This is a genomic window from Stenotrophomonas sp. YIM B13575 (assembly GCF_042787595.1).
In the GTDB taxonomy this organism is placed as follows: Bacteria; Pseudomonadota; Gammaproteobacteria; order Xanthomonadales; family Xanthomonadaceae; genus Stenotrophomonas; species Stenotrophomonas lactitubi_B.
In genome coordinates this window covers 1-26,185 of the sequence record NZ_JBHZOP010000041.1, presented here as the reverse complement: position 1 = coordinate 26,185, position 26,185 = coordinate 1, and the positions used below count along the sequence as shown (strand labels likewise).

The window sequence follows — 26,185 nt, the reverse complement described above, 5'->3', positions numbered from 1 at the left end:
TTTGGCCTTCGATCACATCGCCCGGCCTACAAATCCGCGCCGCGAGGCTGCGAGGCCCGGCAACTATAGTTCCTTCACAACAACTTCGCTGCCCGTCTTGTTGGCAATGGTGACGCGCCTTCCATCGACAGTAATCGTTGAGACGTGGTAGTGCACCTTGAACGGATCGGGGATCAGTTCCATGAGTATGAATTCAGATTCCGAGCCCCCCTTCTGAGGCCCAGACTCCGCAGCGACAAGCTGGTAGCGCTCAGTGGTATAGCGGTGGAACAGGCGCAACCTTCCAGCACGCACTTCGTGCCCTCCTGCGGGCGTCTCGTAGGCCAGACCCGGCGAGACGTTCACCGCGATTGCTTCGGCGAGTGGAGCCGACAGTGAGAGCCCGAAGTACTCATCAACACGCTTGAAACCTTCCAGATACTTACCGACGAAATAGCTGTGAACATCCACGTCGGAATGAAGGCACCTTTCGGAAATGAGCGACGCCCCTGCCGCGTTGACTGTCTCGGAAGTACCCACCGCGAACGCACGGTCTCCCACGATCTGCATATCCACCCGGGACCCCTCAACGAATACGAATCGGTTGAATGCCCCCAGATCCAGCCTTCGCTCCTTCAACCAATCAGAGATGAAAAGGGAAAGATAGTTGGACGCGAGCTGGTAGCGAACGCGCGCTCGCAAGGGGAAACCATAGTATTCAAGATCTACGTAGACCGCGGAAACCTCCACGCTAGAGCCTCTGGCAATGCAAGAAGCCTGTCAGGTTCTCGGCACGCAGTTCGCCCCCAGGCACGTCACCGCGCACAAGACTCACCGGCATCACCGAGAGCCCCTTGCGGTTGCCCATGCCGCCTCAAAATCCGACTCGGCCACTTCATCCTCCGGCCCCAGGCCAAGGTTGGACAAAGGCTGGTCGGCCAGCATGAAGCGATCATCGCTTTGCCCCATCCTGTCACACCAGATGATCGTCTCGCCGTAGATCTCCACTTGCCTGGTGACCTCATCATCTACTGCCTCAAGAAGGATGATGCCCTCCCCAAGGATCGATTCAGCCCAATGCTTGAAATATTTTCTGATCATGGCTCTTACGTCGCATCCTTGCTGTCAATGCCGGACCCTGCTGCTGTAAAAGAACTTCCCTGAACCTGCTCAGCAAAACTTCGCTTGTCACCACGTCGCAACAGAGTCATTTTCTCTCCGCAACGAACGGCACACCATTCGCCGCACACATCTGAGCCAACGCCACGTCAAGCCGCGCCCGGCAGCTCACATCCGTCAACACCACTTCAATTGCACCACCGATTCCAAGCTTCTTTCGTGCCTCCCCAGAAATCAACAACTCGAGGGACACTTCACGCAGAACCACGCTTTCCAATCCGCCGTAGCAGGGTTGAAGCGCACCGCCAATCTCGAGATGGAGGCGATCCATGCCGAGTCTGATGTCCTGCTCGTCAAAATCCCTTCTGCTCTGCAGAATCAGGTAGTGGGACGGATCATCAGCGCCATCTGCAAGCCCAACAACAAGGCAGTGGCTGTCATCTTCTATAAAAACAACACTGGCATTGAAGGTGTAAATGGCTTGAGTCCTCTTTCATTGTCAACCAGCAGCCCAATGCCCCGCCGGCCCCAGGCCAGAGACCTGCCATTTCCATACCTGGAAGATCACCATTCCGGATGGTATCGGTCCTTGAACTCATCCTGGATCAAACCCCGATTTACATAGCAGTCATGACGTGCTTTCAGAGTGTTCCCCGCGAACTTCAAAGCACTCTCAATGGAATCAAACATCCATTCTTCTCCGAATGGAAGATCAGGATCCACTGGCTCGAATTCGTATACATCGATGAACCCGGGGGTTCCGTTGTCTAGGACCTCGCAAAGGCGAACCCTCCAGGAACTGGGCTTGTTGCGCTCGATGGAGACATAGCGAATCACAAGCTGATCCATCTCATATCGCTCAGGGAGAAGCTGTTCAATGTCGCGCCCAGCGGCCAGATAGGTTGTTACGTCCAGATCAACCAGATAGCGCATCCATCCTCCGAGGGGCGAGTACCCATTTCGATGCGAGGCCTCTGCCAGAGAATCCGGGTATCGGAAGCCTGCGCCTCAGTTGTTGCCCTTTGGTTTCCCGGACCCGGACGGGCGCAGGACTACTATAGTGCAGTAGTGGAACGTCATCGATCGCGCTTCCGCCCCCGGCTCAATCCAGCACCACGACAAACGTCGTCACAAGCGCCAGCGGCCTGACCCTTGCCCCGACCCGTCGTAGCTCGACCAGGCCGTAACCCTCCATGAGCCGGAGCGTGCGAGACAGACTCGGCACCTTTCGACCACAGATTCCGGACAGTTCGGTGAGCGAGCGCGGCTGCAGCTTGTGCAGGGTGCGCAGAAGTTCACGATTCTCATCACAAAGCACCGCCGCCAGAGATGAAAGCGAAGGAAAGGTGATCACATCGGATCGCCCCTACGGTGGTGCGCTGCGTTGCCGTCGCTCACCACTGATGATGCAGCGCCGCGGCGAGGGCGTAGCGGGAAAGGCGGGGGGGCTCGAATCGCGCACGGCAGTCCTGCTTGCCTGGAACCAGCGCCATCATCGCGCAACGCCCGCACCGGCGCTTGAACAAACAACGCATTCTTCCGTGCGCCGGCGCTAGGGAGCGGGAGCACGCCTTGTGCCTTTCCAGGCACGGACAAGAACGGCGCGCTCGGCGGCAGTGAGCAGCGACTCCTCCGCACCGACGCCGATCAGCGCATGCTGCAGGCAGGCGGCCGCCCGTGACCAGCTGACGTTGAACACGGGCTCTCCCTCGTCTTCGATGAACGCGCCCTCCCCCGCCGTGTCGCGTGCGTGCCTGCGCAACACGGCGTGCAGGATCGAGGGCGCGGCGCCCACCGGCGACCGGGACGCATGCGCCCCCATTGCGAGGACGCCTGCATGCTCCTGGCCGATGAACGGCGAGCCGGGGTCAACGCGGGCAAGCCATCTATCCCAGGCCGCATTGTGTACAGCCGCTGCCTGCGCATCGACCTGCTCGCCCAGGGCGGCGATCACTGTCGCCGAAAGTCCCGGAATGGCGTTCAGTAATTCAACGACGGCTTCGCCGCTGCTACCGAAAAGCACCGCCAACGGCAGCGCCTCCAGAACATCAACGGCAGTCGCACGGGTGTAGCCGGCGTCGACGAGCGGCTGCTCGGCTGCCGGACGCAGTACGCGGACCTTCAACAGCCTGCCCGGCCATTTCGCAACGATCACCGAATGCACGTGGTGATCAACAACGATCCACGGCGGGCGGTCGTCCGGGCGATCGACGCGCTGCCCGGAAGCGGCGGCCGCCATCGGGCCTTCCTCACCATCGGCCACATAGACCAGGCCCACGGCCCCCACTTCTTCAGGCGGGCAAGCCGAGCCGCCCGCAGGCGGTTCGCCGGACAAATGGTTGATGTTGGCCATGTGATTCGATCCATTGATCCTGCACACCGGCGCAGCAGACCGGGCGCACAGGGGGCGGCGAGCCAGGCCTGCCTCGGCTCGACCGCGTCCCGCTCAGTGCGCCAGGGCGAAATCCAACCCCGCACACACCGCCGCCACCTGGGCGTCGTTGCATTCCTGCGGGTTGGTGCGCGGGCTGTCCGGGTACACCTCAGTGGTGGTGGCATACAGCGCATCGGTGAAGCCGGCACATGCACCGATGGAACGCGACTCGCCCCACACCACGCCCGGCGACTGCAGCGGCATGCCCACCAGATTGCCTTCGGCGTCGGCCGGGGCAATGTGGGTGATCGGGGCCACGGCGGCGATCAGTGCCTTCTGGAATTCGTGCTGCGGGTCTTCGCTGTTGCCGATCACATAGAAGCCATCGGGAATGGTGTCGCGCTCAAACGGCTTGCCATCGCGCGCGCAACGGGCCGGGTCGAACTCATGCAGGTCGCTGTCGGTGGTCTCGTGCAGGTCCAGGTGGACCCGGATGCTGGCCTTGCGTTCGGCCACCCAGCGCATCAGCGAGGCGGCTTCCTCGATCAGGCCGCCGTCACGGAAGCTGCGGTTGGGGTCGATGGCATTGGGATTCCAGCGCTGGATGCGCTCGTAGCCCCACGGGCTCACGCACGGGGCCACGATCAGGTTGAAGCGGCCCAGGTAACGCTCGGCGTGCTGTTCCAGGAACTGCAGGGCGCCATGCACGCCGCTGGTTTCGTAGCCATGCACGCCGCCGGTGACCAGCGCGGTCGGCAGGGCCGGGTTCCAGTCGTGGTTCACCACCGCAAACAGCGGGTAGTGGTCCGGGGCGTAGTCGAGCTGGCCGTACTGGACCACGTCGAAGCGCTCGTCCAGCCGCTCCAGCGCGGTCACCACGTCTTCATGGTAGCTGCGCTGCCGCTGCTGGCGGGCCCGCCACTGCGCGCGTTCGGCGTCGCCCCAGGGCTGTCCGGGGGTGCCGATCGGGTAGAACTGCGCAACGGTCATCTCAAGCTCCAGAAGTCGGGGTGCGGTGGTACAGCCGACCATTTTAAGCCCTGCGGCCCGATCGTTGCTGCCCCTCCGCCCCGCCTTCATACGGCCGGCTTCATCTGGTTGTAAAATCAACGGTTTTTGGCCCCCACCCCCTTGATGGCGAACGCAGCGCAGCCGGTCCTGGGTGGACCGGACTTCCTCCGTCTGCTCGCCCGTCTCAGCGACGGCGCGATGCCGGCCTCCAGTCCCGCCCTGACCGATCGCCTCGGTCAGTGGGTGGACTGGAGCCGTGCCGTGGCCCTTGCGGGGGCGCTGGATGGCCGCCTGGCTGAACCGGCCGAGGCTGCCGAGGCCCTTGATGATCTGCTGGCCGACTGCGCCCAGGCCGAAGCGAGCCTGTTGGCCTCGCTGAGCGAGGACGTCGAGGCCGAGCGCCTGCTGGACCTGGCCGAGGCCGCTGCGGCACCCAACTTCGCTTCGCTGCGGCAGCGTTACCGGGTGCTGCAACAGGCCATCCAGACCGCCACCGGTCGCCTGCGCGGCCGCCTGCGCGACCAGCTGATGCTGGCCTCACCCGAGCTGGCGCGGCTGGCCGAGGTCGATGCGGTGATGGAACAGACCTTGAGCCCGCGCGAGCACAGCCTGCTTGCCACCGCCCCAGCGGTGCTGGGTGCCCGATTCGAACGCGTGCACGGCCAGCCCGGCTGGCGCGCGTCCTTCCGCCACGACATGCGCACGCTGCTGCTCGCCGAGCTGCAACTGCGCTTCCACCCGATCCAGGGGCTGCTTGCCGCCCTGCGCTCACACTGACCGGAACACCATGTCCAGAACTGTTTTCCACGTCCTTGTCTTCCTTGCTGGCCTGCTGGCCGTGTGCTGGATCGGTGTCGGCTACGTCTCGGTGCACCCGCTGGGTGCGGCCGTGGCCGCGATCATCGCGGCCTGCTACATCGCCGGTGGCGTCGAGCTGTACCGTTACCGGCAGGCCAGCAATGGCCTGCGCGCCGCGCTGAATGACGTTTCGCTGGCCAAGGACAGTCTGGCGCCGTGGCTGGAGCGTGTGCCGCTGGGCCTGCGCAATGCGGTGCGCCTGCGCGTGGAGGGCGAACGCACCGCCCTGCCCTCGCCGGTGCTGACCCCTTATCTGGTGGGCCTGCTGGTGCTGCTGGGCATGCTCGGCACGCTGCTGGGCATGATGGACACCCTGCGCGGCACGGGCCTGGCCCTGCAGAGCGCTACCGACATGGCGGCCATCCGCGGCTCGCTGGCCTCGCCGGTGCAGGGCCTGGCGGTGGCGTTCGGCACGTCCATCGCCGGTGTGGCCAGCTCGGCCATGCTGGGCCTGTTGTCGGCGCTGCTGCGCCGCGACCGCCTGCAGGTGGTGCAGCAGCTGGACCGCGCCATCGCCACTGACCTGCATCCGTATTCGCAAGCCTGGCAGCGTGCCGAGTCGCTGCGCCTGCTGCAGTCGCAGTCTGCGGCGCTGCCTGCGCTGGTCGATCGCCTGCAGGCGATGACCAGCACCTTCGAACAACACAGCGCGGCCGCCAATGAGCGCCTGCTGGCCGGCCAGGCCGAATTCCTGGCGCAGAGCCAGGCGTTGCAGGAACGCCTGGCCACCTCGCTGCAGCAGTCGCTGCGCGAAGGCGCCGAAGCCAGTGCCGCCGCCATCGGGGGCGCCCTGCAGCCGATGGCCGAAGCCACGCTGGCCGGTCTGGCCAGCCACGGCCAGGCGCTGCATTCGCGCGTCGAACACGCGGTGCAGCAGCAGTTGAACGGCCTCACTGAAGGCTTCGAGCGCAGCCGTGTGGCCACCGAGGCCAGCTGGGCCAACGTCGTGGCCGAGCAGACTGGCGCGCAGCAGGCACTGGTTTCTGAACTGCGCCAGCATCTGCAGGCCTTCAGCGAAGGCCAGAGCGCGCAGAGTGAAGCGCTGGTGGTGCGCATCGGCGAGCGCCTGCAGGCCGACGCCAGCGGCAACGCCGACGCCTGGCGTGCCGCTGCCGAACAGCAGCATGCATTGAACAGTGAACTGGTCGAGCGTCAGCAGCAGGCACTGCAGCGTGCCAGCAGCCACCTGGACGAACGTGCGCAGGCGCTGCTGCAGGCGCTGGATGAGCGCCACGCCGCCGGCCAGTCGCTGCTGCAGGACCACGAACAACAGCGCCTGCAGGACTGGCAGGCTGCACAGGCCGCCATCGCCACCGCGCATGCCGAGCTGCAGGCCGGCCTGGATGCGCGCGAGCAGCAGCGTCAGGAACGCTGGGACGCGGTGAGTACCGAGCTGCAGCAGGCGCATGCCGCGTTGCAGGCCCAGCTGGTGGCCGCGGACGAACAGCGCCTGCAGCGCTGGAGCGACGCACTGCAGAACGTTTCGACCGACCTTGCCGCGCGCCTGCAGGCCGATGGCGAACGCTTGTCCACGCAGCAGCAGCAGGTGTGCGACACGCTGGCGCAGACCGCGCAGCAGATCGGCGAGAACGGCCGCGCCCAGGCCAGCGCCACGTTGGCCGAAGTCTCCACCCTGCTGCAGACCGCGGCCGAGGCGCCGAAGGCCGCGGCCGAGGTCATCAACGAACTGCGCAGCACCCTGTCCGAAAGCCTGGTGCGCGACAACGCGATGCTGGAGGAGCGTGGCCACCTGCTCGCCACCGTGCAGACCCTGCTGGAGGCGATCAACCACGCCTCGCACGAACAGCGCACGGCCGTGGACGCGCTGGTCGGTGGTTCGGCCGAACTGCTGGAACGCGTCGGCAACCGCTTCACCGACCACATCACGGCCGAGACCGGCAAGCTCGATGGCATCGCCACCCTGCTCAGCGGCAGTGCCGGCGAGGTGGGCCAGCTGGCCGGCACCTTCGGGTCTGCGGTCGAACAGTTCGGTACCGCCTCGGCGGAGCTGTCGGGACGCCTGGAACAGATCGGTGGCGCACTGGATGCCTCGCTCGCGCGCAGCGATGAGCAGCTGGCGTACTACGTGGCGCAGGCGCGCGAGGTGGTCGACCTCAGCCTGCTGTCGCAGAAGCAGGTGATGGAAGAACTGCAGCAGCTGGCCGCGCGCCGCGGCAAGGCCGGCAGCGCATGAGCGACGAGCTGGAGATCGATGGCGGCTCGCACGCCCCGATCTGGGCGGCATTCGGCGATCTGATGTCGGTGCTGCTGGGTGCGTTCGTGCTGATCCTGGTCGGCGTGGTTGCCGTGCAGCTGGAGCTGTCGCAGCGGCTGGACCAGGAGGTCAAGCAACGCCAGGCCGAGGCCAAGCGCCTGCAGACCCTGGAACAGGCGCTGGCCGGCCCGCTTGCCGCCGGCCGCGTGACGCTGGTGGACGGTCGCATCGGCATCAGCGGCAACGTGCTGTTCGCGCTGAACTCCGATCAGCTGCAGCCGGAAGGCCAGGAGCTCCTGCGCAGCCTTGCCGGGCCGCTGGCAGCGTACCTGGGTTCGCGCGAAGAAATCCTGATGGTCAGCGGCTTCACCGATGACGCGCCGGTACGCCAAGGCAACCGCCGCTTCGCCGACAACTGGGAGTTGTCGGCGCAGCGGTCGCTGACGGTGACTCGGACCCTGATCGCCGACGGTGTACCGGCCGATGCGGTGTTCGCCGCCGCCTTCGGCAGCGAGCAGCCGGTCAGTTCCAATGCCAGCGAAGAGGGCCGCGCGCGCAACCGCCGCGTGGAGATCGCGCCGATTCCCAAACCCAAGGCGGCTGCACCGGGCGAAAAGAGCGGCGATGGCAGCTGATTCCTCGCCATTGGATGGACTGCGTGCGCTGGTGCGCGATCTGGATGCCGGCTCGCGTGCACTTGCGCACTATCCGCAGGTGCCGATGCTGGAAGAGGTGCGCCGCGAGTGGTCCGAACTGCGCAGCGAACTGCAGGTGCGCCGCTCGCTGCGCACCGAGGCCCCGGCCGACGGCGGCCCACTGAACTCGGCAGTGCTGGTGCAGCGCATGCTGGACACGATGCAGGCGACCAGCCCCGGGTATCTGCGCCACTTCATCGACTACGTCGATACGCTGTCGTGGCTGCAGGCGTTGCAGGATGGCGCCGCCAGCAGCGGTGACGCAGCAAAGCCCAAGCGCACGCGCAAGCCACGCAAAGCGGATTGAGCGCGCGTTGACGCCGACCTGGATCGGCGATTCTGGTAGTGGCCAACCTTGGTTGGCGCTTCTCCATCAATGCTACGCATCGACAATTCGGCGCCGCGCATGCCGACCAAGGTCGGCATCTACCTTGCCCCTGAAGCTCCTTGTAGAGCCGAGCCCATGCTCGGCTGCACCCGAAAGCAGTCGAGCATGGGCTCGGCGCTACAGGTCTGCGCCTCACAACAACTGAACATGTCACCAGACAGTCATCTGACTAGCGCACCATTTTCACGTTGATCGAACGGCGCCTGCGGCGCCGCTGATCACATCGCATCTTCCCCCTTCATCTGCCTGAGCTCCGTTTCCACGCGGCGGCTCGCGCCTGCCTGAGTGCCTGCTCCATGACCAAGACCCTGTTGGCTGCTGCGTTGTCCCTTGCCCTTGCGCCGACCGCATGGGCGCAGCAGGCGCCGTCGGCCACCGACCTCGATGCCGTTTCAGTCATCGGCAGTGGCGAGGCGCGCCAGGTGCAGCGCATCACCCGCGAGAACCTGGACATCCTGCCGCCTGGCACCAGCCTGCAGAAAACGCTGAACCTGCTGCCGGGCGTCAACGCGCAGTCGGCCGACGCGCTGGGTACCAACGAACAGTCGATGACCCTCAGCCTTCGCGGCTTCAACGCCACCCGGCTGGGTTACACGCTGGACGGCGTGCCGCTGGGCGACGGTGCGTACAACAACTACAACGGCCTGACCATCAACCGTGCGCTGATCAGCGAGAACATGGCGGGCGCCGAGCTGGCCGTGGGCATCGGCAGCCTCGGCACGCCGTCCACCAGCAACCTCGGCGGCACCATTTCCTATACCTCCGACCGGCCGGCGCAGGAACTGGGCGGCCGCGTGGTGCAGACCTTCGGCAGCGATGCCAACCGCCGCACCTTCGTGCGCGTGGACAGCGGCGAGTACAACGGATTCTCCGGCTACGTGTCGGGCATGAACGCGGTCTCGGACCTGTGGAACGACCAGACCGCGTACAACAAATCCACCACCAGGCAGTTCAACGCCAAGGGCGTGTGGAACTTCGGCAGCGGCCAGATCACCGGCTTCGTCGACACCTCGCGCACCAGCCAGGCCGACTACTTCTACCTGTCCAAGGACGAGATGTCCCGCGGCCTGGGCTGGGACTGGGGCGGCTACGCACCGGACTGGAACAAGGCCGTGGCCAAGGCCTACTGCAACACCGCCAGCCTCAACGCGAAGAAGTGCGACAACAGCGTTCCAGACAAGGACGCCGACGGCGCCTTCACTGCCGGGCAGATCCTGCGCGATGACAACCTGTACTACCTGGCCGGCGACTTCTTCCTCGCCGACGGCTTCACCCTGCGGGCGCTGGGCTACCACCACGACGACCGTGGCGAGGGCCACAACTGGAACAGCGGCGCCTGGTCGAACAAGGGCACTGCGCAGGAAATCCCGATCATCTTCCGCAACACCATCTACACCATCGACCGCGACGGCGGCACGCTGTCGTTCGATTGGGAGCTGGGTGCACACCGCATCGAAGGTGGCGTCTGGTACGAACGCAACACCAGCAGCGCCGAACGCTACCAGACCGCAGTGGACGGCCCACGCGACCTGAGCGGCATGAACACCCTGCCCTCGGATGTGGGTGTGTTCGCCCAGCGTACGCGTTGGAAGACCCACCAGTTCTTCCTGAAGGACACCTGGCGCCTGCTTGACGACCGTTTGACCCTGGAGTTCGGCGCCAAGAGCCCGCATGCCACCTCCGACGCGCAGGCACTGCCCGGCGATGCGAAGACACCGATCTCGCCGAGCTCGAACAACCAGTTCGCCACCGGTTCGCTGAAGGCCAGCAAGAACTTCCTGCCCAGCGTGGGTGCGAACTTCCGCCTCAGCGAGCATCACGAAGTGTTCGCCAGCTATGCCGAGAACATCGCCATGTTCCAGGGCGGCTTCAAGCTGGGCCCACAGGCGGTCAGCCAGGCCACCTGGAACGCGCAAGGCAACCTGAAGCCGGAAGAATCACGTTCGCTGGAAGCGGGCTACCGCTTCGTCACCGACACCCTGCAGGCATCGGTCGCTGCCTACAGCGTGCGCTTCGACAACCGCCTGCTGCAGTACAACCCCTGCGACTCGCGGCAGCCGGTCGGACCGACCTGCGGCAACCGCTTCTACAACGTCGGCGGCGTCGACAGCCGCGGTGCCGAACTGACCGTGCTGTGGACACCGAACGAGCACTTCAGCTGGTACACCTCCGCGTCGCTGAACCGCTCGACGTATGCCTCCAACTACATCCAGGCGGGCGTCGAGCAGCAGATCAAGGGCAAGATCCAGACCGACACGCCCAAGCAGCTGCTGGCCACCGAGATCACCTGGCGCGACAACGGCTGGTTTGCCAGCCTGCGCGGCAAGTACACCGGCGAGCGCTTCTACACCTATACCAACGACCAGGGCTTCGGCGGCTTCACCGTCTTCGACCTTGCCAGTGGCTACGATTTCGGCCAGGTTGGCTTCGCCAAGGGCATGCGCCTGTCGCTGAACGTCACCAACCTGGGTGACAAGCGCTACGCCAGCAACCTGGATTCGAGCGTGTTCGCACCCAGCGACCCGTCGGGCAAGCTGTATGTGTTCCATGCGTCGGCACCGCGCCAGGTGTTCGGTACCATCGACGTCCGCTTCTGATCGCCGGCCGAGGAGTCCATCGATGTCCGCTACTGCCCTGCTGCTGGCCGCGCTCTCGGTCAGCGGCTACAACGCACCGCATGAAGCCCGCGGCATGCCACCACGCGCGGTGGACGTGGGCAGCTTCACCTACGTGGACAAGGGATTGGTCGCCGCCGGGCGATTGCCGGCAGGCACCGTGGACTTCCTCGGCGATACGCTGGGCTCGTTCTCGTCGTTGGCGATACAGCCGGGCACGTGGCGGCGCACCGCGCGGGGTTACCAGGGGGTGCTGTGGACGCTGCCCGACCGCGGCCGCAACGATCCGGAGGCCGGCCTGTTCTACGACTACGCCGGCCGCCTGGAGCGCATGAAGCTGCGCATCGACTGGCCGCAGGGGACGTCCCAGGGCTTCGGCGTGGTGACGATGGCGCCCGACAAGGGGCTGGTACTGAAGGACTACAACGGCCAGCCCTTCACCGGTGCCGACCCGGGTGAGCACACGATCAACCAGCGTGGCGTGGTGCTGCCCTCGCCCGCCGTGGGCGCGGGGGCCGGCAAGGTCGCGCTCGACGCGGAATCCCTGCAGTTCACTGCCGACGGCCACTTCTACATCGGCGACGAGTACACCGCCAACGTCTATTACTTCGATGCACAGGGCCGGCTGCAGGGCGTGATCGTGCCGCCGCTGGCGATCCGGCCACAACGTGATGGCAAGCCTGCCTTTGGATCGTTGGCCGCGCCGCAGACCGGGCGCCGCAACAACCAGGGCGTGGAAGGCATGAGCCTGTCGCCCGACGGCACCCGGCTGTTTGTTGCCCTGCAGAGTGCGCTGATCCAGGACAGCGCGGTGGGCAATGCCGCCGGCCGCATCAATACCCGCGTGCTGGTCTACGACGTGTCGGCCAACCCGACGCCGACGCAGCCGGTCGGCCATCACGTGATGGTCCTGCCCGCCCATGCCCATGACGGCAAGGGCAAGCTCGACCGTACCGCTGCACAGAGCGAGCTGCGTGCGCTGGACAACGCGCGATTCCTGATGCTGGCGCGCGATGGCAATGGCCTGGGCAAGGATGGCGATGACCCGATCGTCTATAAATCGGTGCTGCTGGTGAACGTGGCGCAGGCCTCCAATCTGGTGGATACGGAATATGAGACCGGCACAGCATCGGTGCTGGCCGATCCGGCTGTTGCGATCTTGAAGACCGGCATCGTGCCCGCCCAGGTCAAAGAGGTGCTGAACCTGCTCGACCGGCCACAACTGGCCCGGGCCGGGCTGGATCTGGATACAGGGCGCGGCCCGCACCCGGGGCTGCTGTCGGAGAAATGGGAGGCGATGGACGTGTTGCCGGCGCTTGATCCAGAGCACCCGAACGACGTACTGCTGTTGATCGGCAACGACAACGACTTCATCGCCCGCAACTGCCGCATGCAGGGCGAGCACTGCGACAGTGCGTACGACAACGACAACCGGGTGTTGGTCTATCGGCTCACCCTGCCGCAGCCACTACCCGTCACGCCGCGATAGATTCTGTAGAGCCGAGCCCATGCTCGGCTGCTCTGCACGGAATGTTCCCGCATTGCGTAATAAGCCGAGCATGGGCTCGGCTCTACAGAGTGCATGCCTACCCGCGCAGCGTGGCGCCGCCATCCACGTACAGATCGCTCATCGCCACGTGCCCAGCCTGCTCGGACAGCAGGAACATCACCGCCTGTGCGATGTCCTCCGGCGTGGCCAGCTTGCGCAACGGGATGCCAGCCTTGTAGGTCGCCGGATTGCCTGCAATCACCCGCGCCGCGCCCTGCTCGTCTTCCCACATGCCGGTCTGCATAGGGGTCAACGTGGAGCCCGGCGCCACGATGTTGCAGCGGATGCCCAGTGGCGCCAGCTCCAGGCCCAGGCAGCGGGTGAACATCGTCGCCGCCGCCTTCGAGGCCGCATAGGCGGCCATGCCATGCCGTGGCACGCCCGCCGCGTTGGAGCTGACGGTCACGATGGCGCCTTGCCGGCGCGGCGACATCACCCGCGCCAATGCGCGACCGACATGGAACACACCGTCGGCATTGACAGCGAACACCCTGCGCCAATCCGCGTCACTGGTGTCCACGACCTCGCCGACATGCAACACGCCGGCCACGCTGGCCGCCAGCATGATCGGCCCCACCGTGGCTTCCACCTGGTCGACCAGGGCGTCTACGGCCGCGCCGTCGGTGACATCCAGTGCGAAGGCCTGCACGCGCCCATCGTCGGCCGCCGGCGCAGGCCGCTCACGATCGGTCGCCACGACCCGGCATCCTGCGTCCAGCAGTTGCCCCACCAGCGCCGCGCCGATACCGCCGGCTGCGCCGGTCACCAGCGCCACGTTTCCTTCAAAACCCGTCAACTGCACGTTGCATTCTCCTGTTGCCTGTCCCACTGCTGCAGACGCGCCGATAGCCAGGGTGCCAGCTGTGCCACGGCATCACGCCCGGTCAGTTCGGCGTGCAGGAACGGCAGCTCGATGGCATCCACCTGCAGCGCATGGGCCTTCCACAGTGCGGACTGCAACTGTGGCCGTGCCTGATGATCGCGTCCGGCGCGCACATGCGCCAGCGTTCCCACGAAGGGTCGGTGCTGGTGTTCGCGGATCAGTCGATTGGTTCCGGTCACCGCCCGCACCACACCGTCGAGCACCACCTCGGGCAGGCTGCCCAGCGCGCTGCCGCCGCGCCGCAGGAAGGCGAGGATGCGCGCGCGGTCGTCCAGCTCGGGATGCGCGTCAGGATCGTGCCCGGCGATGGCCAACAGCGCCCGCAGCGCCGCGATCGGGTCGGGCTCCGGTTCGGCACGCCAGCATTCGCTGGGATAGGCATCGAGCAGCACCAGTTCGCCGACCTCGCGGCCGATGTCGTGCAGACGCACCGCCATCGCCTGCGCAAGGATGCCGCCGACCGACCAGCCGAGCAGATGGATCGGCCCCTGCGGCTGCAGCGTGATCACCCGCTGCACATAGTCGTTGGCCATGGCCTCGATGCTGCCTGGCAGCGGTTGCGTGGGATCGAGTGCCGGTGATTGCAGCCCGTACACCGCGCGCGTTGGCTGCAACGCCCGCGCAAGCGCGCGGTAGTTCCATGCAATGCCCCCGGCCGGGTGCAGCACGAACAAGGGCGCCACGGTTGATTCGTCGGACGCGGACAGCGCAATCACCGGTCCCAACGCGTGATCGGCACGTGCCGGAGGCTCAGCAATGCGTGCCGCCAGCGCGGCAACGGTTGGCTGCGCGAACAGCGCGCCGAGGCCCAGCTCGCAACGCCAGCGCTGCTCGATGGCCAGCAGCAGGTGCACGGCCGAAAGCGAGTCGCCACCGAGACTGAAGAAATCCACATCGACGGCCACGGGCGATTCACGCCCCAGCGCCTGCGCGAACAACCCGGCCAGTTCCTGCTCCAGCGGCGTGCGCGGTGCCTGCCCTGCGACTTCCTGCTGCGGCGGCTTCGGCAGCGCAGCGCGATCCAACTTGCCATTGGCAGTCACCGGCCACTGATGCACGCCTACGAACGCAGACGGCACCATGTAGTCGGGCACCCGCGTCAGCAGATGACTGCGCAGCACCGCTGCATCCGCCTGAGTCGACGGCACATAGGCGACCAGCCGCGCCTCGCCGGGAAGATCATCGCGCAACAGCACTTCCACCCGGTCCATGCCAGGCAGCTCGCGCAACGCCGCTTCGATCTCGCCGAGTTCGATGCGCAGGCCGCGCAGTTTCACCTGGTGGTCGCTGCGCCCCAGGTATTCGACAACACCGTCGGCCCGCCAGCGCGCCACGTCGCCAGTACGATAGATGCGTTCACCCGGCAGGAACGGATCGGCCAGGAAGCGCTCGGCCGTCAGGTTGTCGCGGCCGAGATAGCCGCGCGCCAACTGCACACCACCAAGGTAGAGGTCACCTGCCACGCCCACCGGCACGGGCTGCATACGTGCGTCAAGCACATACAGGCGGGTGTTCCAGACCGGGAAACCGATCGGCACCGGGCGCGAGCAATCATCGGCCGACGCCGGCCACCAGCTCACATCCACAGCAGCTTCGGTCGGCCCGTACAGGTTATGTAGTTCGGATTGCATCCTCGCGTGGAAGCGATCACGCAGGGCGGCATCCAGCGCCTCGCCACTGGTGAACACGCGCCGTAGCTGCAGGTCCTGTGAGGCCGGTGCAGCCAGGAACGCATCCAGCATCGACGGTACGAAATGCGCGGTGGTGATGCCATGCACGCGGATCAATCGCGCCAGCTCGGTCGGGTCGCGGTGTGCGTCCGGCCCCGCCAGCACCAGCGTCGCGCCACACAGCAGTGGCAGGAAGAATTCCCAGACCGATACGTCGAAGGTTGCCGGGGTCTTCTGCAGAATCCGGTCGTCGGCACCGATGCCGTAGTGCTCGCGCATCCATAGCAGGCGATTGACGATGGCGCGGTGCTCGATCACCACGCCCTTGGGCTCGCCGGTCGAACCGGAGGTATAGATCACATAGGCCGCATCGTCGCCCATCGGGCCCGGCCAGGGTGCGGCGAAGCTCACATCGGTCCACTGCTCCGGCGGCAGCACCGGTTCGTCTGCCATCCGGGACTGCGCGCTGGCCTCTGCCAACACACAGACCGGTTGCGCCGACGCCAGGATGCGCGCCAGCCGCTCAGTGGGATGGGCAAGGTCCAGTGGCAGGTACGCGCCGCCTGCACGCAGTACCGCCAGCAGCGCCACCACCAGTTCCAGCGAACGCGGCAGCGCTACCGCGACGATGGTGCCCGGCCCCACGCCAAGCGAACGCAGCTGCGCGGCCAGTGCGAAGCTGCGCGCCTCAAGCGTGGCATGATCCAGCGTCGTATCACCGAACACCAGCGCCGGTGCCGACGGATCACGGTCCATGCCCTGCTGCAGCAGTTCGACCAGGGTGGTGTCAGGCAGCGGATGGGCGGTGGCATTGAAGCCATGCAGGACCTGCCTGGATTCTTCCGGCGTGGCCAGCGGCACCGCCGCGATGTCTTCGGCCTGCAGCGCCGCCGACACGAAATGCAGCAGCCGCCGGGCATGCGCCTTCACCTCGTCCAGATCGTACAGGGCGGGGTTCGCTTCAATCTCCAGATCCAGCAGGGTCTGTCCATCGCCACGGAAGCCCAGTGTCAAATCGTCCACCGGCCCGGTGCTCAGCACCTCCAGCGAGGCCCGCACACCCGGCAGCGCCAGCGGCTTGTAGAAGGGCTGTACGTTGATCAACGGCCCATGCAGGCGGTGCTGTGCGCCGACCAGCCCAAGGTCACGACGCAACTGCTCGCCACGGTAGCGGCCATGCTTGCGGCCCTGGCTGAGCTGGCGCCCGATGCGCCGGCAGAATTCCTCGACGCTGTCCTCGCCGCCCGCCACCCGCAGCGGCAACACGTTCATCACCATCGCCGGCACCCGCGCCGCGACGCTGCCCAGCCGCGCCATGTAGGGCACGCCAAGCACGACTTCCTCGGACGCGCTCATACGGCGCACATACTCGGCGGCCAATGCAGCGAGCACATCCGGCCACGGCTGCAGCCACGATGCCGAAACCTGCAGCAGACGCTCGCGGAAGGCAGGGTCCACCGGCTGCACCCAACGCACGGCATCGTCACTAGCAGCGGCCGTTCCGGCCAGGCCGGTGGAGGCCGGCGCGCCCTGCAGTGCCTGCAGCCACCACTGCCGGTCCGCGTCGCGGCGCGCATCACTGCGGTAGCTGGCATCGTCGGCCAGCACGCCCGCCAGCGCAGGCAACGCGCTACCGGTGCGGCCCGCATACAGCGCGCAGACACGGTCAGTGAACAGCGCCATGCCATAGCCATCGGTGGCCAGGTGATGCACGCGCAGATACCAGGCCCAGCGCTGGCCGCCCAGGTTGAACAGCACCTGCTGGCTCAGTCGGTCGCGGGTCGGATCAACTACGCTGGAGCGATCGGCCTGCATCGCGGCGCGTGCCGTCTGCTGCGGATCGGCCGCAGCAGCAACATCGCGCAGCTGCAGTGATGGCACCCGCGTGGATTCGTGCCATTGCACGGGCTGGCCGTCCTCGGCCTCGGCGAAACGCAATGCCAGCGCCTCGGCCTCGGCCGCGGCCTGATTGGCGGCGGCAGTGAACGCCGCCACATCCAGCGGACCCTCGATCCACACCGCATGCGCGGTATTGAATGCAGGGTTTTCCGGTGCCAGCCGCTGGGCAAACCACAGCCCGGCCTGCGCCTCGGTCAACGGCAGCGGCGATCCGTTCATGCCGTCTGCGAAGCCTGCAGCTGCTGCACCACGGTCCACCACTGGCGCAGCGTGGTGTGTTCGGCCAGCTGCGAGAACTCCAGTGGCAGCCCGGTGTTGCCCCAGGCCAGCACCAGCCCCAGCATGCGCATCGAATCCAGGTCCAGATCGATCAGGTTGTCATCGTCGCCGATGTCAGCCGCCTGGCAGTCCAGTACGCGGGCGACGTCGGCGCGCATGCGCTCCAGGGTCAAGGCTTCGGTCGTCGCGTTCATCACAATGCTTCCAGCAGCTGGTCGGTGGTCATCGGTACGCCGCAGGTGCGGGCGATCCAGTGCAGCGCCTGATCATGGTCGGCACGCGAGAAATCAGCCACGGCATCGGCAGCGATGAACGTCTCGATGTCGCGCTGGAACGCCTCCACCGCCGTGGCGGTGCATCCGATGTGCGCGTACACGCCGGTGATCAGCAGCTGATCGCGGCCACGCACGCGCATCAGCGTTTCCAGATTGCTGCGCTGGAATGCGCTGTAGCGGTGCTTGACCAGCACATGCTCGCCCGGCGCAGGTGCCAACGCGTCGATGATCGGCTCGTGGTCGGCACGACGGCCCATGCCCGGGCCCCACAGGTCTGCCTGCAGGCCGCGGTCACGGCGGTCCTGGTCGCCGTGCTGGGCGGTGTAGAAGACGGGAATGCCGTGTGTACGGCAATGCCCAAGCAGCCGCGCGATGTTGTCCACTGCCGGCCGCAGCGGCGCATTGCCCGCATCGAAGGCGGCAAGGAAATAGCGCTGCATGTCGTGCACCAGCAAGGCAACACGATCACGCTGGGGGCGCCAGGCGCCACGCGCCTGCGGCAGTTCCGCGGCGGTCGGCAGGGAATACGGGGCAATACGGGGCAGCGCCATCAGCGCGTTCCTCCTGTCTGTTGCAGATGACGCGCACGCAGCTGCGCGCGCAGTTCGCGGCGGCTGATCTTGCCAACCGCCGTGGTATCGAAGCTGTCCACGAAAACAATCTGGTCGGGCACCTTGAACGCGGCAAGGCCACGTCCACGCATCCACGCCTTCAGCGCCGGCGCCTTGATCGCCTCGCCCTGCTGGATCACGAAGGCACAGCTGCGCTCCCCCAGGTAGTCGTCCGGAATGGAGACCACGGCGGCATCGAACACACTGGCATGGGCCAGCAGATGGTCTTCGATCTCCTCGGCGGAGATCTTCTCGCCGGCCCGGTTGATGTGGTCGCCGGCACGGCCCTGCACCACCAGGTAGCCTCCGGGCAGCTGCTGCACACGGTCGCCGGTGCGATAGAAACCATCGTCGGTGAACGAGCGCGCATTCGCCGCCGCATCGTTGTGGTAACCGCGGATGGTATACGGGCCCCGCGTGAGCAGATGGCCAACCTCGCCTTCGGCAACAGGCTGGTCATGGTCATCGACCACGCGCACTTCATCATCGGCGCTGATCGGCCGGCCCTGGCAGGCAACGATCAGTTCCTGCGGATCATCCAGCCGGGTGTAGTTGACCAGGCCTTCGGCCATGCCGAACACCTGCTGCAACGTGCAACCGAGGCCATCGATGACCCGCCGCGCGGCTTCCGGCACCAGCTTGGCGCCACCAACCTGCAGGACCTGCAGGCTGGACAGATCGTGCTTGCTGGTGGCCGCCGCCTGCGCCCACAGCAGTGCCAGCGGTGGTACCAGACCACAGCAGGTCACCTTCTCGCGCGAGATCAACGGGAATGCCGCATCCGGGCCGGGGCCCGGGCTGAGCACCACGCGGGCGCCGGCGTACAGCGCACCGAAGAAACCCGGTGAACTCATCGGGAAGTTGTGTGCCGCCGGCAGCGCGACCAGGTACACGCTGTCGCGGTCGATGCCGCAGATTTCGTTGCTGGCGCGGAACGAGTAGATGTAGTCGTCGTGCGTGCGCGGAATCAGCTTTGAAAGCCCGGTGCTGCCACCAGAGATCTGCAGGAACGCCACCGACTGCGGGTCAGGATCGGCCGGCAGCTGGCTGCGGTCGCCCTGCAGCGATTCCAGCGCAACAAATTCGGCTGCGTCGCCATCGATCAACACGTGGCGCACCGCCGGCACCTCCACCTGCAGCGCACGCGCCAGGCCACGATGGTCGAAACCCTCATGTACATCGGTACTGATATAGGCACTGGCCTCGGCCTTGCGGGCGAAGTGGGCCAGCTCGGTGATGCGGTGCGCCGGCAGCGCGTACACCGGCACCAGCCCGGCGCGGAACAGCCCGCAGATGGTGCTGATGAAACTGGCGGTGTTGCCCAGCTGCACCAGCACGCGCTCACCCGGTTGCAGGCCCAGCGCCAGCAGGCCGGCACCGATGCGCCCGGCCTCATGCCAGAGCTGCGCATAGCTCAAGCGCACATCGCCCGCCACTACCGCGATGTCATCGGCGTGGCGCTCGGCGCGTTCGCGCAGGAAACCGGGGAAGGTCTCGCCACGCCAATGACCTGCAGCCCGATAGCGCGCGACCAGCGCTTCGGGCCATTGCTGCTGCAGCGGCAGGCGGGAGTCAACGGCGGACGGCGTCATGCGGATACCTCGATCAGGGGCAGCGGGTCCCGCACGCCCAGTGCGTTCAACAGCGCAGTGAACTTGGCGGCGGTCTCGGCGACCTCGGCGGCGGGCTGCGAGTCGGCGACGATGCCGGCGCCGGCATACAGGCGCAGCTGAGTGCCCTGCAGCCGAGCGCAGCGGATCGCCACGTACCAGTCGCCGTCACCCTGTGCATCCAGCCAGCCCACGGCACCGGCATAGAAGCCGCGGGGCACCGGTTCCAGCGCACGGATGCGCTGCAATGCTTCCATCCGCGGGGTACCGCAGACGGCCGGGGTGGGATGCAGCTCGGCCAGCAGGGTCGCCGCCGACGTAGCAGCGTCCTTCAGCGTGGCGTGGATGCGCGTTCCCAGATGCCACATGCTGGCGGTAGCGTGCAGCACCGGGCGCGGCTGCGCCTCGATGTGGCTGCACCAGGGCGACAGGCCATCGACGATGGCCTCCACCACATGGCGGTGTTCGTCGTGATCCTTCGCCGATCCCAGCAATGCCTGCGCGGCGCGCTCGTCGGCGACCGGATCGGCACTGCGCCGGGCCGAACCGGCAAGCGGATGCGACAGTACCTGCGCACCGCGCTTGCGCAGCAGCAGCTCCGGCGTCGCCCCCACCAGCCACGCCGGCGCCTGGCCGACGTCCACCGGCAGCGGCACGGCGTAGGTCGCCACCGAAGGATCGGTGCCCAGGCGGGCCAGCAGCATTTCCGGCGACAGCACCTGCTGCGTATGCGCCAACAGGCTGCGCGCCAGTACCACCTTGTGCAGCGCCGGGTTGGGCGCGCGCATCGCGCTGACCGCGTCGGCCACTGCCACTGCATAGTCCTGCGCGGATGGCTCGGCGGTCAGCGCTCCGGACAGCGCTGGCGCTGCCTGTGACTGCACAGGCAATGCTGGCAACAGTCGCTCGGGCTGGTACAACGCATCATCGGCACGCGGCTCGAACGGCACCGCGCCGACCAGCAGGCCCGGGCCACCGCGCTGCTGCGCGAAGAACGTCGCCACGCGCTCGGCCAGGGTGGCCAGCGCGCCCGCCGGCAAGGGGGCGCGGCAGCCCCGCGCGTGCATCTGCTGATCGGCCTGCCGCAGCAGGAACAGCGACGCTTCGGCGGTGGGCTCCGGCAGCATCGACGCAGCCTCCGGCCACGCGCCCTGCATCAGGGAATCGTTCATGGGGTCTCCTTCATCCGATACGCTGCGGCCAGCACGCACAGCATCAGCAGCAATACACCGACCAACAGGTAAGGCAGGCTGGCGCCACCGCGATACAACAGGGTGCCGAGCATCGGCCCGGCCACCATGCCCAGGCCCTGTGCCGCCGCGACCGTGCCGGCCGCCGCACCCTGTTCGTGCGCCTGCACCGCATCGGCGGCCAACGCCTGGAACGAGGGAAATACGAAGCCCATGCCGAACGCCGCGAGCGCGTAGGCCGCCGGCAACTGCCAGGCCTGCTGCACCGCGGCCACCGAAGCGAAACCGATGCCAGCGATCAATGCGCCGAGGATGATCCAGCGCCGGGGATGCACGTCCAGCTTCATCACCAGCCCCTGCGCGAGGATCAGGCCCACACCCACTGCAGTCAGGGCGATGCCGGCCATGCGCGCGCCTTCGGCTGCATCCAGGCCGAAGCGATCGATGGCGAAGAAGCCCACCGTGACCTGCGCGATGGTCACCGACACCATCGCCACGAACGCGGCCATCTGCGGTAGGCGCAGGCGCGGGTCGAGGCGCGACAGCGGCACGCGGTTGCGCTGCTGTGCGGCAGCCACCGCTTGCGTGGCCGGCAGGCGCCAGGCCAGCAGGCCCAGCGCGAGCAGCGGCAACAGCGCCGCCACGTACAGCGCCAACGGCAGGTTCTTGTAGGCCAGCCAACCAGCCGCCGCCGGACCCAGCACCATGCCCAGCGCATTGGCGCTGCCCAGCCGGGCCAGGAATTTCGCACGTTGGCCGGTGGGTGCCTTGTCGGCGATCAGCGCAGCAGCGGTCGGCGGCACGGCCGCGTAGAACAGGCCGATCAGGCCACGCGCGCCGACCAGCACCAGCACCGAGACCAGCACCGGCGGTATCGTCTGCAGCGCGACATCGATGAACACCGCCAACGCGATGTAGACCACGGTGTAGGCACTCATCGCCAGCATCAGCACGCGCTTGCGGCCGATGCGGTCGCTGAGCTGGCCCCAGGGGCGAGCGGCCAGCATCCACAACACACCCGCGGCCGTGACCGATAGACCGGCATGCCATTCAGACAGGCCCAGCAGGCGCACCACCGGGCCGATGACGGCGACGAAGGACATCATCGCCATGGTGCCGATCAGGGCAGCCAACACCAGCGCCGGCAAGCCGGGAACCACGGGACGTGCATGCATGGAACACCAACCGTAACCAAGGAGGGAACGCCGGGCGCTTCCGCACCCCGCGCGACGTCGCCCTGTCAGGCGGCGACGCTATCCTTAAATGATAACGGCTCGCATTTGCATTTGATACCCATTCGCTTAACGGGCACTCACCCGCGGGTGCATCACTGCCCGGCGCGTACCGACAACAGGCCGCGACGCTTGAACCAGCACTCCAGCGGCAGGGTCACCAGCGGCGGAATCGCGGCCAGCAAGGCCAGCCCCGTTGCCCACCATGGCCAGCGCAGGCGCAGGGCCGCAAACAGGGTCACCGCCACATAGACCATGAACGCCACGCCATGCAGCGGCCCGAACAGCTTCACCAGCGCGACGTTGGCCTGCGGGCCGTACTTGAGCCACATGCCGGCCAGCAGACCGGCCCAGGTGATGGCCTCGATGAAGGCCACGATCGCGAACAGGCGTCCGGTCGGGTGCAGCGGGTTGCGGTGGGTCACGCAAGGCTCCAACAGTGGATATCAAATGCGAATGATTCGCAGATGCGAACATTCCAGACACCGAGGGTAGCGCCAGGCCAAGCCCGGCGAACGGTAGAGGCGAACGTTAGAGCTGTGTCCACCAAGGTGGACACCTACCGAGGCGTATCCGGCAGGATCTGCTCGCCGATCTCACGCAGCACGTCGTCCGGCGGCCGACGGTTGTCGACCAGGTTGAACATCACATGGGCCACGCCCTGCGCGTGCACCCGCAACAGGTAGTCGCGCAAGCCATCGCGGCCCACCTTCAGGCCCAGCGGCAGCGGCTCTGCCGGCGCAGCAGGGTCGGCCTGCAGGTCCAGCAGCATCGACTGCACGAACGGCTTGGGCACGTCGCCACGCTGGGCCTGGGCCTGCTGCCACAGGCCAATGCGCCCTTCCTGCGCGGTCTCTTCGCGGTGATAGGTCGCCCAGCCCTCGGCTTCGCGCGCGATCCACTGCAGGCTCTGCCGTGCGGTACCGACCACCAGCATCGGAATGCGCCTGGCCGGCGCGGGAAGTACGTCGTATCCACCGGTTGCCTGCAACACCGGCGCACGCTCGGACGATACGGGCGACAGCGCCGCACGCAGCAGCGACCAGCGTTCGCGGAAGGTCGCTGCCCTGCTTTGCAGATCCTCGCCGAATGCCGCGAACTCCTCCGGTCGATCACCCGAGCCCAGGCCCAGCACGAAGCGTCCACCGCTGATCCGGTCCAGCGTCAGTGCCGACTTCGCCACCTGCAGCGGTTGCCGCAACGGCAGCACGATGGCCGCCGTGCCGATCACGATATGTTCGGTCGCCGCGGCCAGCATGCCCAGCCACAGGAACGGATCATCCAGCGCACTGGCGGTCGCATCCGGCCCCTGCGGCACCATCAACGGCACATCGCGGGTCCACAGCGCGGCGAAACCCAGATCGTCGGCCAGCCGCGCGATGCGTCGTGCCTCATGTGGATCGGCCAGGCCGTGTGCGGCCACCGGCGTCATCAGGCCAAGGCTGAGGCCCTGCGTCGGAAACAGGCGGGCATGGGCGGGATTGAAATCAGTCATGCAGCCAGCTTAGCGTGGGGCATTGATGCCGTCCCGCCACAGGAAGTACCGCGCATGACCAGGATCCGCCCCGCCCACGTCGATGACCTGCCCGCGATCAGCGCGGTGTGCATGGCCGCCTTCACTGCCGCCGTTGCGCCCATGCTCACCGCCGAGGGCATCGCCACGTTCGGCACGGTGGCTGCCGCCTCCGCGTTCGCCGAACGCCTGCAGGGCGACAACCACATCCTTGTGGCTGAACAGGCAGGCCAGGTGGTCGGCGTGGTGGAACTGAAGGCCGGCCATCATCTGGCAATGCTGTTCGTTGCGCCGGAACTGCAGGGGCAAGGCATCGGTCGTGCCCTGCTGCAGGCGGTGCTGCCGCAGGTGCGTGGCCCGCAGATGACCGTGCGCGCCTCGCTCAACGCGGTGCCCGCCTACGAACACTATGGATTCGTGCTGGATGGCGACGTTGGCCAGTTCAACGGCCTGATCTACCAACCACTGGTGTTGGCGGTGCCTGCTCCGGTGGATGCGGCCCTTGGTCCGCACTGAAGTGCAGCCCACATGCCGTGCTGCGCGTGCGACATAAGCAAACTGCATCAGCCAGCACCCCGACCGTTCCTACAATGGCCCACTACCCTGTCCTTCGAGATGCTGCCGATGCGCGTCGCGCTTTCCATGTTGCTGCTGGCCTCGGCCCTGAGCGCCTGCTCTCCCGCTTCCGCTCCGGTACCGACGGCGCAGGCGGCAGCCACTGCCCCGGCCTCTGCCATCGCCTGGCGCCAGGGCGATGTGGATGATGCCTTCAACGAAGCCGCCGAGAGTGGCAAGCCGGTGCTGCTGTACTGGGGCGCGGTGTGGTGCCCGCCGTGCAACCAGCTCAAGGCCGGGCTGTTCAAGGATCCGGCCTTCATCGCCCTGACCGGCAAATTCGTGCCGGTGTACCTGGACGGCGACGAGGAAGGCGCGCAGGCGTGGGGCGAACGCTTCGGCGTGCGCGGCTATCCGACCCTGATCGTGCTCGACCCGCAGCGCAACGAAATCACCCGCGTGGCCGGCGGCAACGACGCGGCCGAACTGACGCGGGCGCTGACCGTCGCCGCCAGCCGCCGCAGCGCCGTTGCTGAAACGCTCGCGACCGCGCTGGCCACGCCGGCCAAGCTTGGCACCGAAGACTGGCAGGTGCTGGGCGACTACGGTTGGGAAGTGGATGCCAACCGCCTGGCCGGCAAGCGCAGCACGCAGGATGTGCTGCAGCAGCTGGCCAAGGCCGCACCCGAACCTGCGCTGCAGCGTCGCTTCGCGCTGCTCGCCTTGGCTACAGCCGAGAAACCGACGACAGCGCCCACCCAGGTACGCGAGCTGTTGCAGGCCGTGCTGGCGCAACCGGCGGAAGTACGTCGCAACCGCGAGCTGCTGGGGTATGCCGGCGCCGGGCTGGTCAAGCAGGCCAGCGCCGGTCCGGCCAGCAGCAATGCCCTCGGTCAGCAGCTGCTGGTCGCGCTGGAACGTGCCGATGCCGCGCGCGGTGATCGCGCTGACGATGCCTTGTCACGCGCGCTGACCGAGCTGGCGCTGGCCCGCCAGCAGCAGCCCGAGGGCGCGCTGCCGGCAGCCCTGGTTGAGCGGGTGAAGCAGCGCGTGGCCGCCGCCGATGCCGCCGCCACCGACGCGCATGCGCGCCAGGCCACCATCAGCAGTGCCGTCTACGCGCTGCGACAGGTCGATGACGATGCGGGCGCCGAGACCTTGCTGCTGGCCGAGCTGAAGCGTAGCGAGCAGCCTTACTACTACATGCCGGAGCTGGCCGAACTGGCCGAGCAGCGCGGTGATACCGCCGGCGCCCTGGAGTGGTTGAAGCGTGCCTACGAGGGCGCGCAGGGTCCTGCCACGCGCGTGCAGTGGGGTGTGTTGTACGTGGAAGGCCTGCTGCGGCTGGCGCCCGATGATGCACCGCGCATCGAGCAGGCCACCGAGGCGTTGATCGCCGAGCTGGACAAGCAGCCGTCCGGCTACCACCAGCGCACGCGTCAGCGCTTCGAACGACTGGCCGGACAACTGCAGGCGTGGAGCGCGAAGCACAAGGGTGCGGAGACGCTGGCACGGTTGCAGCAGCGGATGCAGACCGCCTGTGGTGATCAGGTTGATAGCGCCTGCAAGGATTGGTTGAGCTGACGCCAGACGCAGGATTCGACGGATACAGGTAGTGCCGGCCGCTGGCCGGCAGCCCCGACCAACGCGAGTTGCCGGCCAGCG

General features: G+C 66.9%; 24 protein-coding genes. 8 read left to right on the top strand and 16 right to left on the bottom strand.

Annotated features, from left to right (window positions below):
• Positions 1-63 precede the first annotated feature (63 nt).
• From ACFX4F_RS07955 to ACFX4F_RS07925, 7 genes are all read right to left on the bottom strand, one after another.
• On the bottom strand, positions 64-729 hold the full coding sequence (locus ACFX4F_RS07955; protein ID WP_380653923.1) for a hypothetical protein: 666 nt from the start codon (positions 727-729) through the stop codon (positions 64-66).
• 90 nt (positions 730-819) lie between these two features.
• Complete coding sequence (locus ACFX4F_RS07950) at positions 820-1,080, bottom strand: hypothetical protein (RefSeq protein ID WP_089235865.1); 261 nt, start codon at positions 1,078-1,080, stop codon at positions 820-822.
• A 106-nt stretch (positions 1,081-1,186) separates the two neighbouring features.
• Entirely contained in the window at positions 1,187-1,546 is a 360-nt protein-coding gene (locus tag ACFX4F_RS07945; RefSeq protein WP_380653986.1) for an Imm10 family immunity protein, read from the bottom strand.
• A gap of 116 nt (positions 1,547-1,662) precedes the next feature.
• A complete protein-coding gene (locus ACFX4F_RS07940) occupies positions 1,663-2,031 on the bottom strand; it encodes a hypothetical protein (RefSeq protein WP_380653919.1) in 369 nt (122 codons plus the stop codon).
• 169 nt (positions 2,032-2,200) lie between these two features.
• Positions 2,201-2,452, bottom strand: a complete 252-nt coding sequence (locus tag ACFX4F_RS07935; protein WP_198512170.1) for a helix-turn-helix domain-containing protein — start codon at positions 2,450-2,452, stop codon at positions 2,201-2,203.
• 198 nt (positions 2,453-2,650) lie between these two features.
• Positions 2,651-3,451: a hypothetical protein gene (locus tag ACFX4F_RS07930; protein ID WP_380653916.1), complete on the bottom strand. Its 801-nt coding sequence runs from the start codon at positions 3,449-3,451 to the stop codon at positions 2,651-2,653.
• 93 nt (positions 3,452-3,544) lie between these two features.
• Positions 3,545-4,462 (bottom strand): M14 family metallocarboxypeptidase, encoded by a 918-nt coding sequence (locus ACFX4F_RS07925; protein ID WP_380653913.1) that lies wholly within the window; start codon positions 4,460-4,462, stop codon positions 3,545-3,547.
• A 144-nt stretch (positions 4,463-4,606) separates the two neighbouring features.
• On the opposite strand from ACFX4F_RS07925, the gene ACFX4F_RS07920 reads away from it, so the two are divergent.
• The 6 genes from ACFX4F_RS07920 to ACFX4F_RS07895 all read left to right on the top strand — a co-directional run bounded on the left by ACFX4F_RS07920 (position 4,607) and on the right by ACFX4F_RS07895 (position 12,743).
• Positions 4,607-5,260, top strand: coding sequence for a DUF3348 family protein (locus tag ACFX4F_RS07920; RefSeq protein ID WP_099818691.1), 654 nt, complete (start codon positions 4,607-4,609; stop codon positions 5,258-5,260).
• Positions 5,261-5,270: 10 nt separating this feature from the next.
• The gene (locus ACFX4F_RS07915) at positions 5,271-7,535 is read left to right on the top strand and encodes a DUF802 domain-containing protein (RefSeq protein WP_099818692.1); all 2,265 of its coding nucleotides are present in this window, start codon (positions 5,271-5,273) and stop codon (positions 7,533-7,535) included.
• A complete protein-coding gene (locus tag ACFX4F_RS07910) occupies positions 7,532-8,191 on the top strand; it encodes an OmpA family protein (RefSeq protein ID WP_380653908.1) in 660 nt (219 codons plus the stop codon). The genes ACFX4F_RS07915 and ACFX4F_RS07910 overlap by 4 nt, the downstream gene beginning before the upstream one ends.
• Positions 8,088-8,558, top strand: a complete 471-nt coding sequence (locus ACFX4F_RS07905) for a DUF2894 domain-containing protein (protein ID WP_380653905.1) — start codon at positions 8,088-8,090, stop codon at positions 8,556-8,558. The genes ACFX4F_RS07910 and ACFX4F_RS07905 overlap by 104 nt, the downstream gene beginning before the upstream one ends.
• A 377-nt stretch (positions 8,559-8,935) precedes the next feature.
• Entirely contained in the window at positions 8,936-11,236 is a 2,301-nt protein-coding gene (locus ACFX4F_RS07900) for a TonB-dependent receptor (RefSeq protein ID WP_380653902.1), read from the top strand.
• A gap of 22 nt (positions 11,237-11,258) precedes the next feature.
• Positions 11,259-12,743, top strand: a complete 1,485-nt coding sequence (locus ACFX4F_RS07895; protein WP_380653899.1) for an esterase-like activity of phytase family protein — start codon at positions 11,259-11,261, stop codon at positions 12,741-12,743.
• Between the two features lie 97 nt (positions 12,744-12,840).
• On the opposite strand, the gene ACFX4F_RS07890 is transcribed toward ACFX4F_RS07895, so the two are convergent.
• The 9 genes from ACFX4F_RS07890 to ACFX4F_RS07850 form a co-directional block, all read right to left on the bottom strand.
• Positions 12,841-13,605, bottom strand: coding sequence for a 2,3-dihydro-2,3-dihydroxybenzoate dehydrogenase (locus ACFX4F_RS07890; protein WP_099818697.1), 765 nt, complete (start codon positions 13,603-13,605; stop codon positions 12,841-12,843).
• The gene (locus tag ACFX4F_RS07885) at positions 13,596-17,474 is read right to left on the bottom strand and encodes an amino acid adenylation domain-containing protein (RefSeq protein WP_380653895.1); all 3,879 of its coding nucleotides are present in this window, start codon (positions 17,472-17,474) and stop codon (positions 13,596-13,598) included. The genes ACFX4F_RS07890 and ACFX4F_RS07885 overlap by 10 nt, the downstream gene beginning before the upstream one ends.
• Positions 17,471-17,728, bottom strand: a complete 258-nt coding sequence (locus ACFX4F_RS07880) for a phosphopantetheine-binding protein (protein WP_100465617.1) — start codon at positions 17,726-17,728, stop codon at positions 17,471-17,473. The genes ACFX4F_RS07885 and ACFX4F_RS07880 overlap by 4 nt, the downstream gene beginning before the upstream one ends.
• Positions 17,728-18,360, bottom strand: coding sequence for an isochorismatase family protein (locus tag ACFX4F_RS07875; RefSeq protein WP_346559240.1), 633 nt, complete (start codon positions 18,358-18,360; stop codon positions 17,728-17,730). The genes ACFX4F_RS07880 and ACFX4F_RS07875 overlap by 1 nt, the downstream gene beginning before the upstream one ends.
• Positions 18,360-20,012 (bottom strand): (2,3-dihydroxybenzoyl)adenylate synthase, encoded by a 1,653-nt coding sequence (locus ACFX4F_RS07870; RefSeq protein WP_380653891.1) that lies wholly within the window; start codon positions 20,010-20,012, stop codon positions 18,360-18,362. The genes ACFX4F_RS07875 and ACFX4F_RS07870 overlap by 1 nt, the downstream gene beginning before the upstream one ends.
• Positions 20,009-21,202, bottom strand: a complete 1,194-nt coding sequence (locus ACFX4F_RS07865) for an isochorismate synthase MenF (RefSeq protein ID WP_380653888.1) — start codon at positions 21,200-21,202, stop codon at positions 20,009-20,011. The genes ACFX4F_RS07870 and ACFX4F_RS07865 overlap by 4 nt, the downstream gene beginning before the upstream one ends.
• Positions 21,199-22,395, bottom strand: coding sequence for an MFS transporter (locus ACFX4F_RS07860; protein WP_380653885.1), 1,197 nt, complete (start codon positions 22,393-22,395; stop codon positions 21,199-21,201). The genes ACFX4F_RS07865 and ACFX4F_RS07860 overlap by 4 nt, the downstream gene beginning before the upstream one ends.
• A gap of 152 nt (positions 22,396-22,547) precedes the next feature.
• Positions 22,548-22,877: a DUF3817 domain-containing protein gene (locus tag ACFX4F_RS07855; RefSeq protein WP_380653882.1), complete on the bottom strand. Its 330-nt coding sequence runs from the start codon at positions 22,875-22,877 to the stop codon at positions 22,548-22,550.
• A gap of 134 nt (positions 22,878-23,011) precedes the next feature.
• Entirely contained in the window at positions 23,012-23,947 is a 936-nt protein-coding gene (locus ACFX4F_RS07850; protein WP_380653879.1) for a TIGR03571 family LLM class oxidoreductase, read from the bottom strand.
• Between the two features lie 54 nt (positions 23,948-24,001).
• Here ACFX4F_RS07850 and ACFX4F_RS07845 point away from each other — a divergent pair, with 54 nt between their 5' ends.
• Positions 24,002-24,481: a GNAT family N-acetyltransferase gene (locus tag ACFX4F_RS07845; RefSeq protein ID WP_380653876.1), complete on the top strand. Its 480-nt coding sequence runs from the start codon at positions 24,002-24,004 to the stop codon at positions 24,479-24,481.
• Positions 24,482-24,580: 99 nt separating this feature from the next.
• A complete protein-coding gene (locus ACFX4F_RS07840; protein ID WP_380653873.1) occupies positions 24,581-26,104 on the top strand; it encodes a thioredoxin family protein in 1,524 nt (507 codons plus the stop codon).
• The last annotated feature ends 81 nt before the right edge of the window (positions 26,105-26,185 follow it).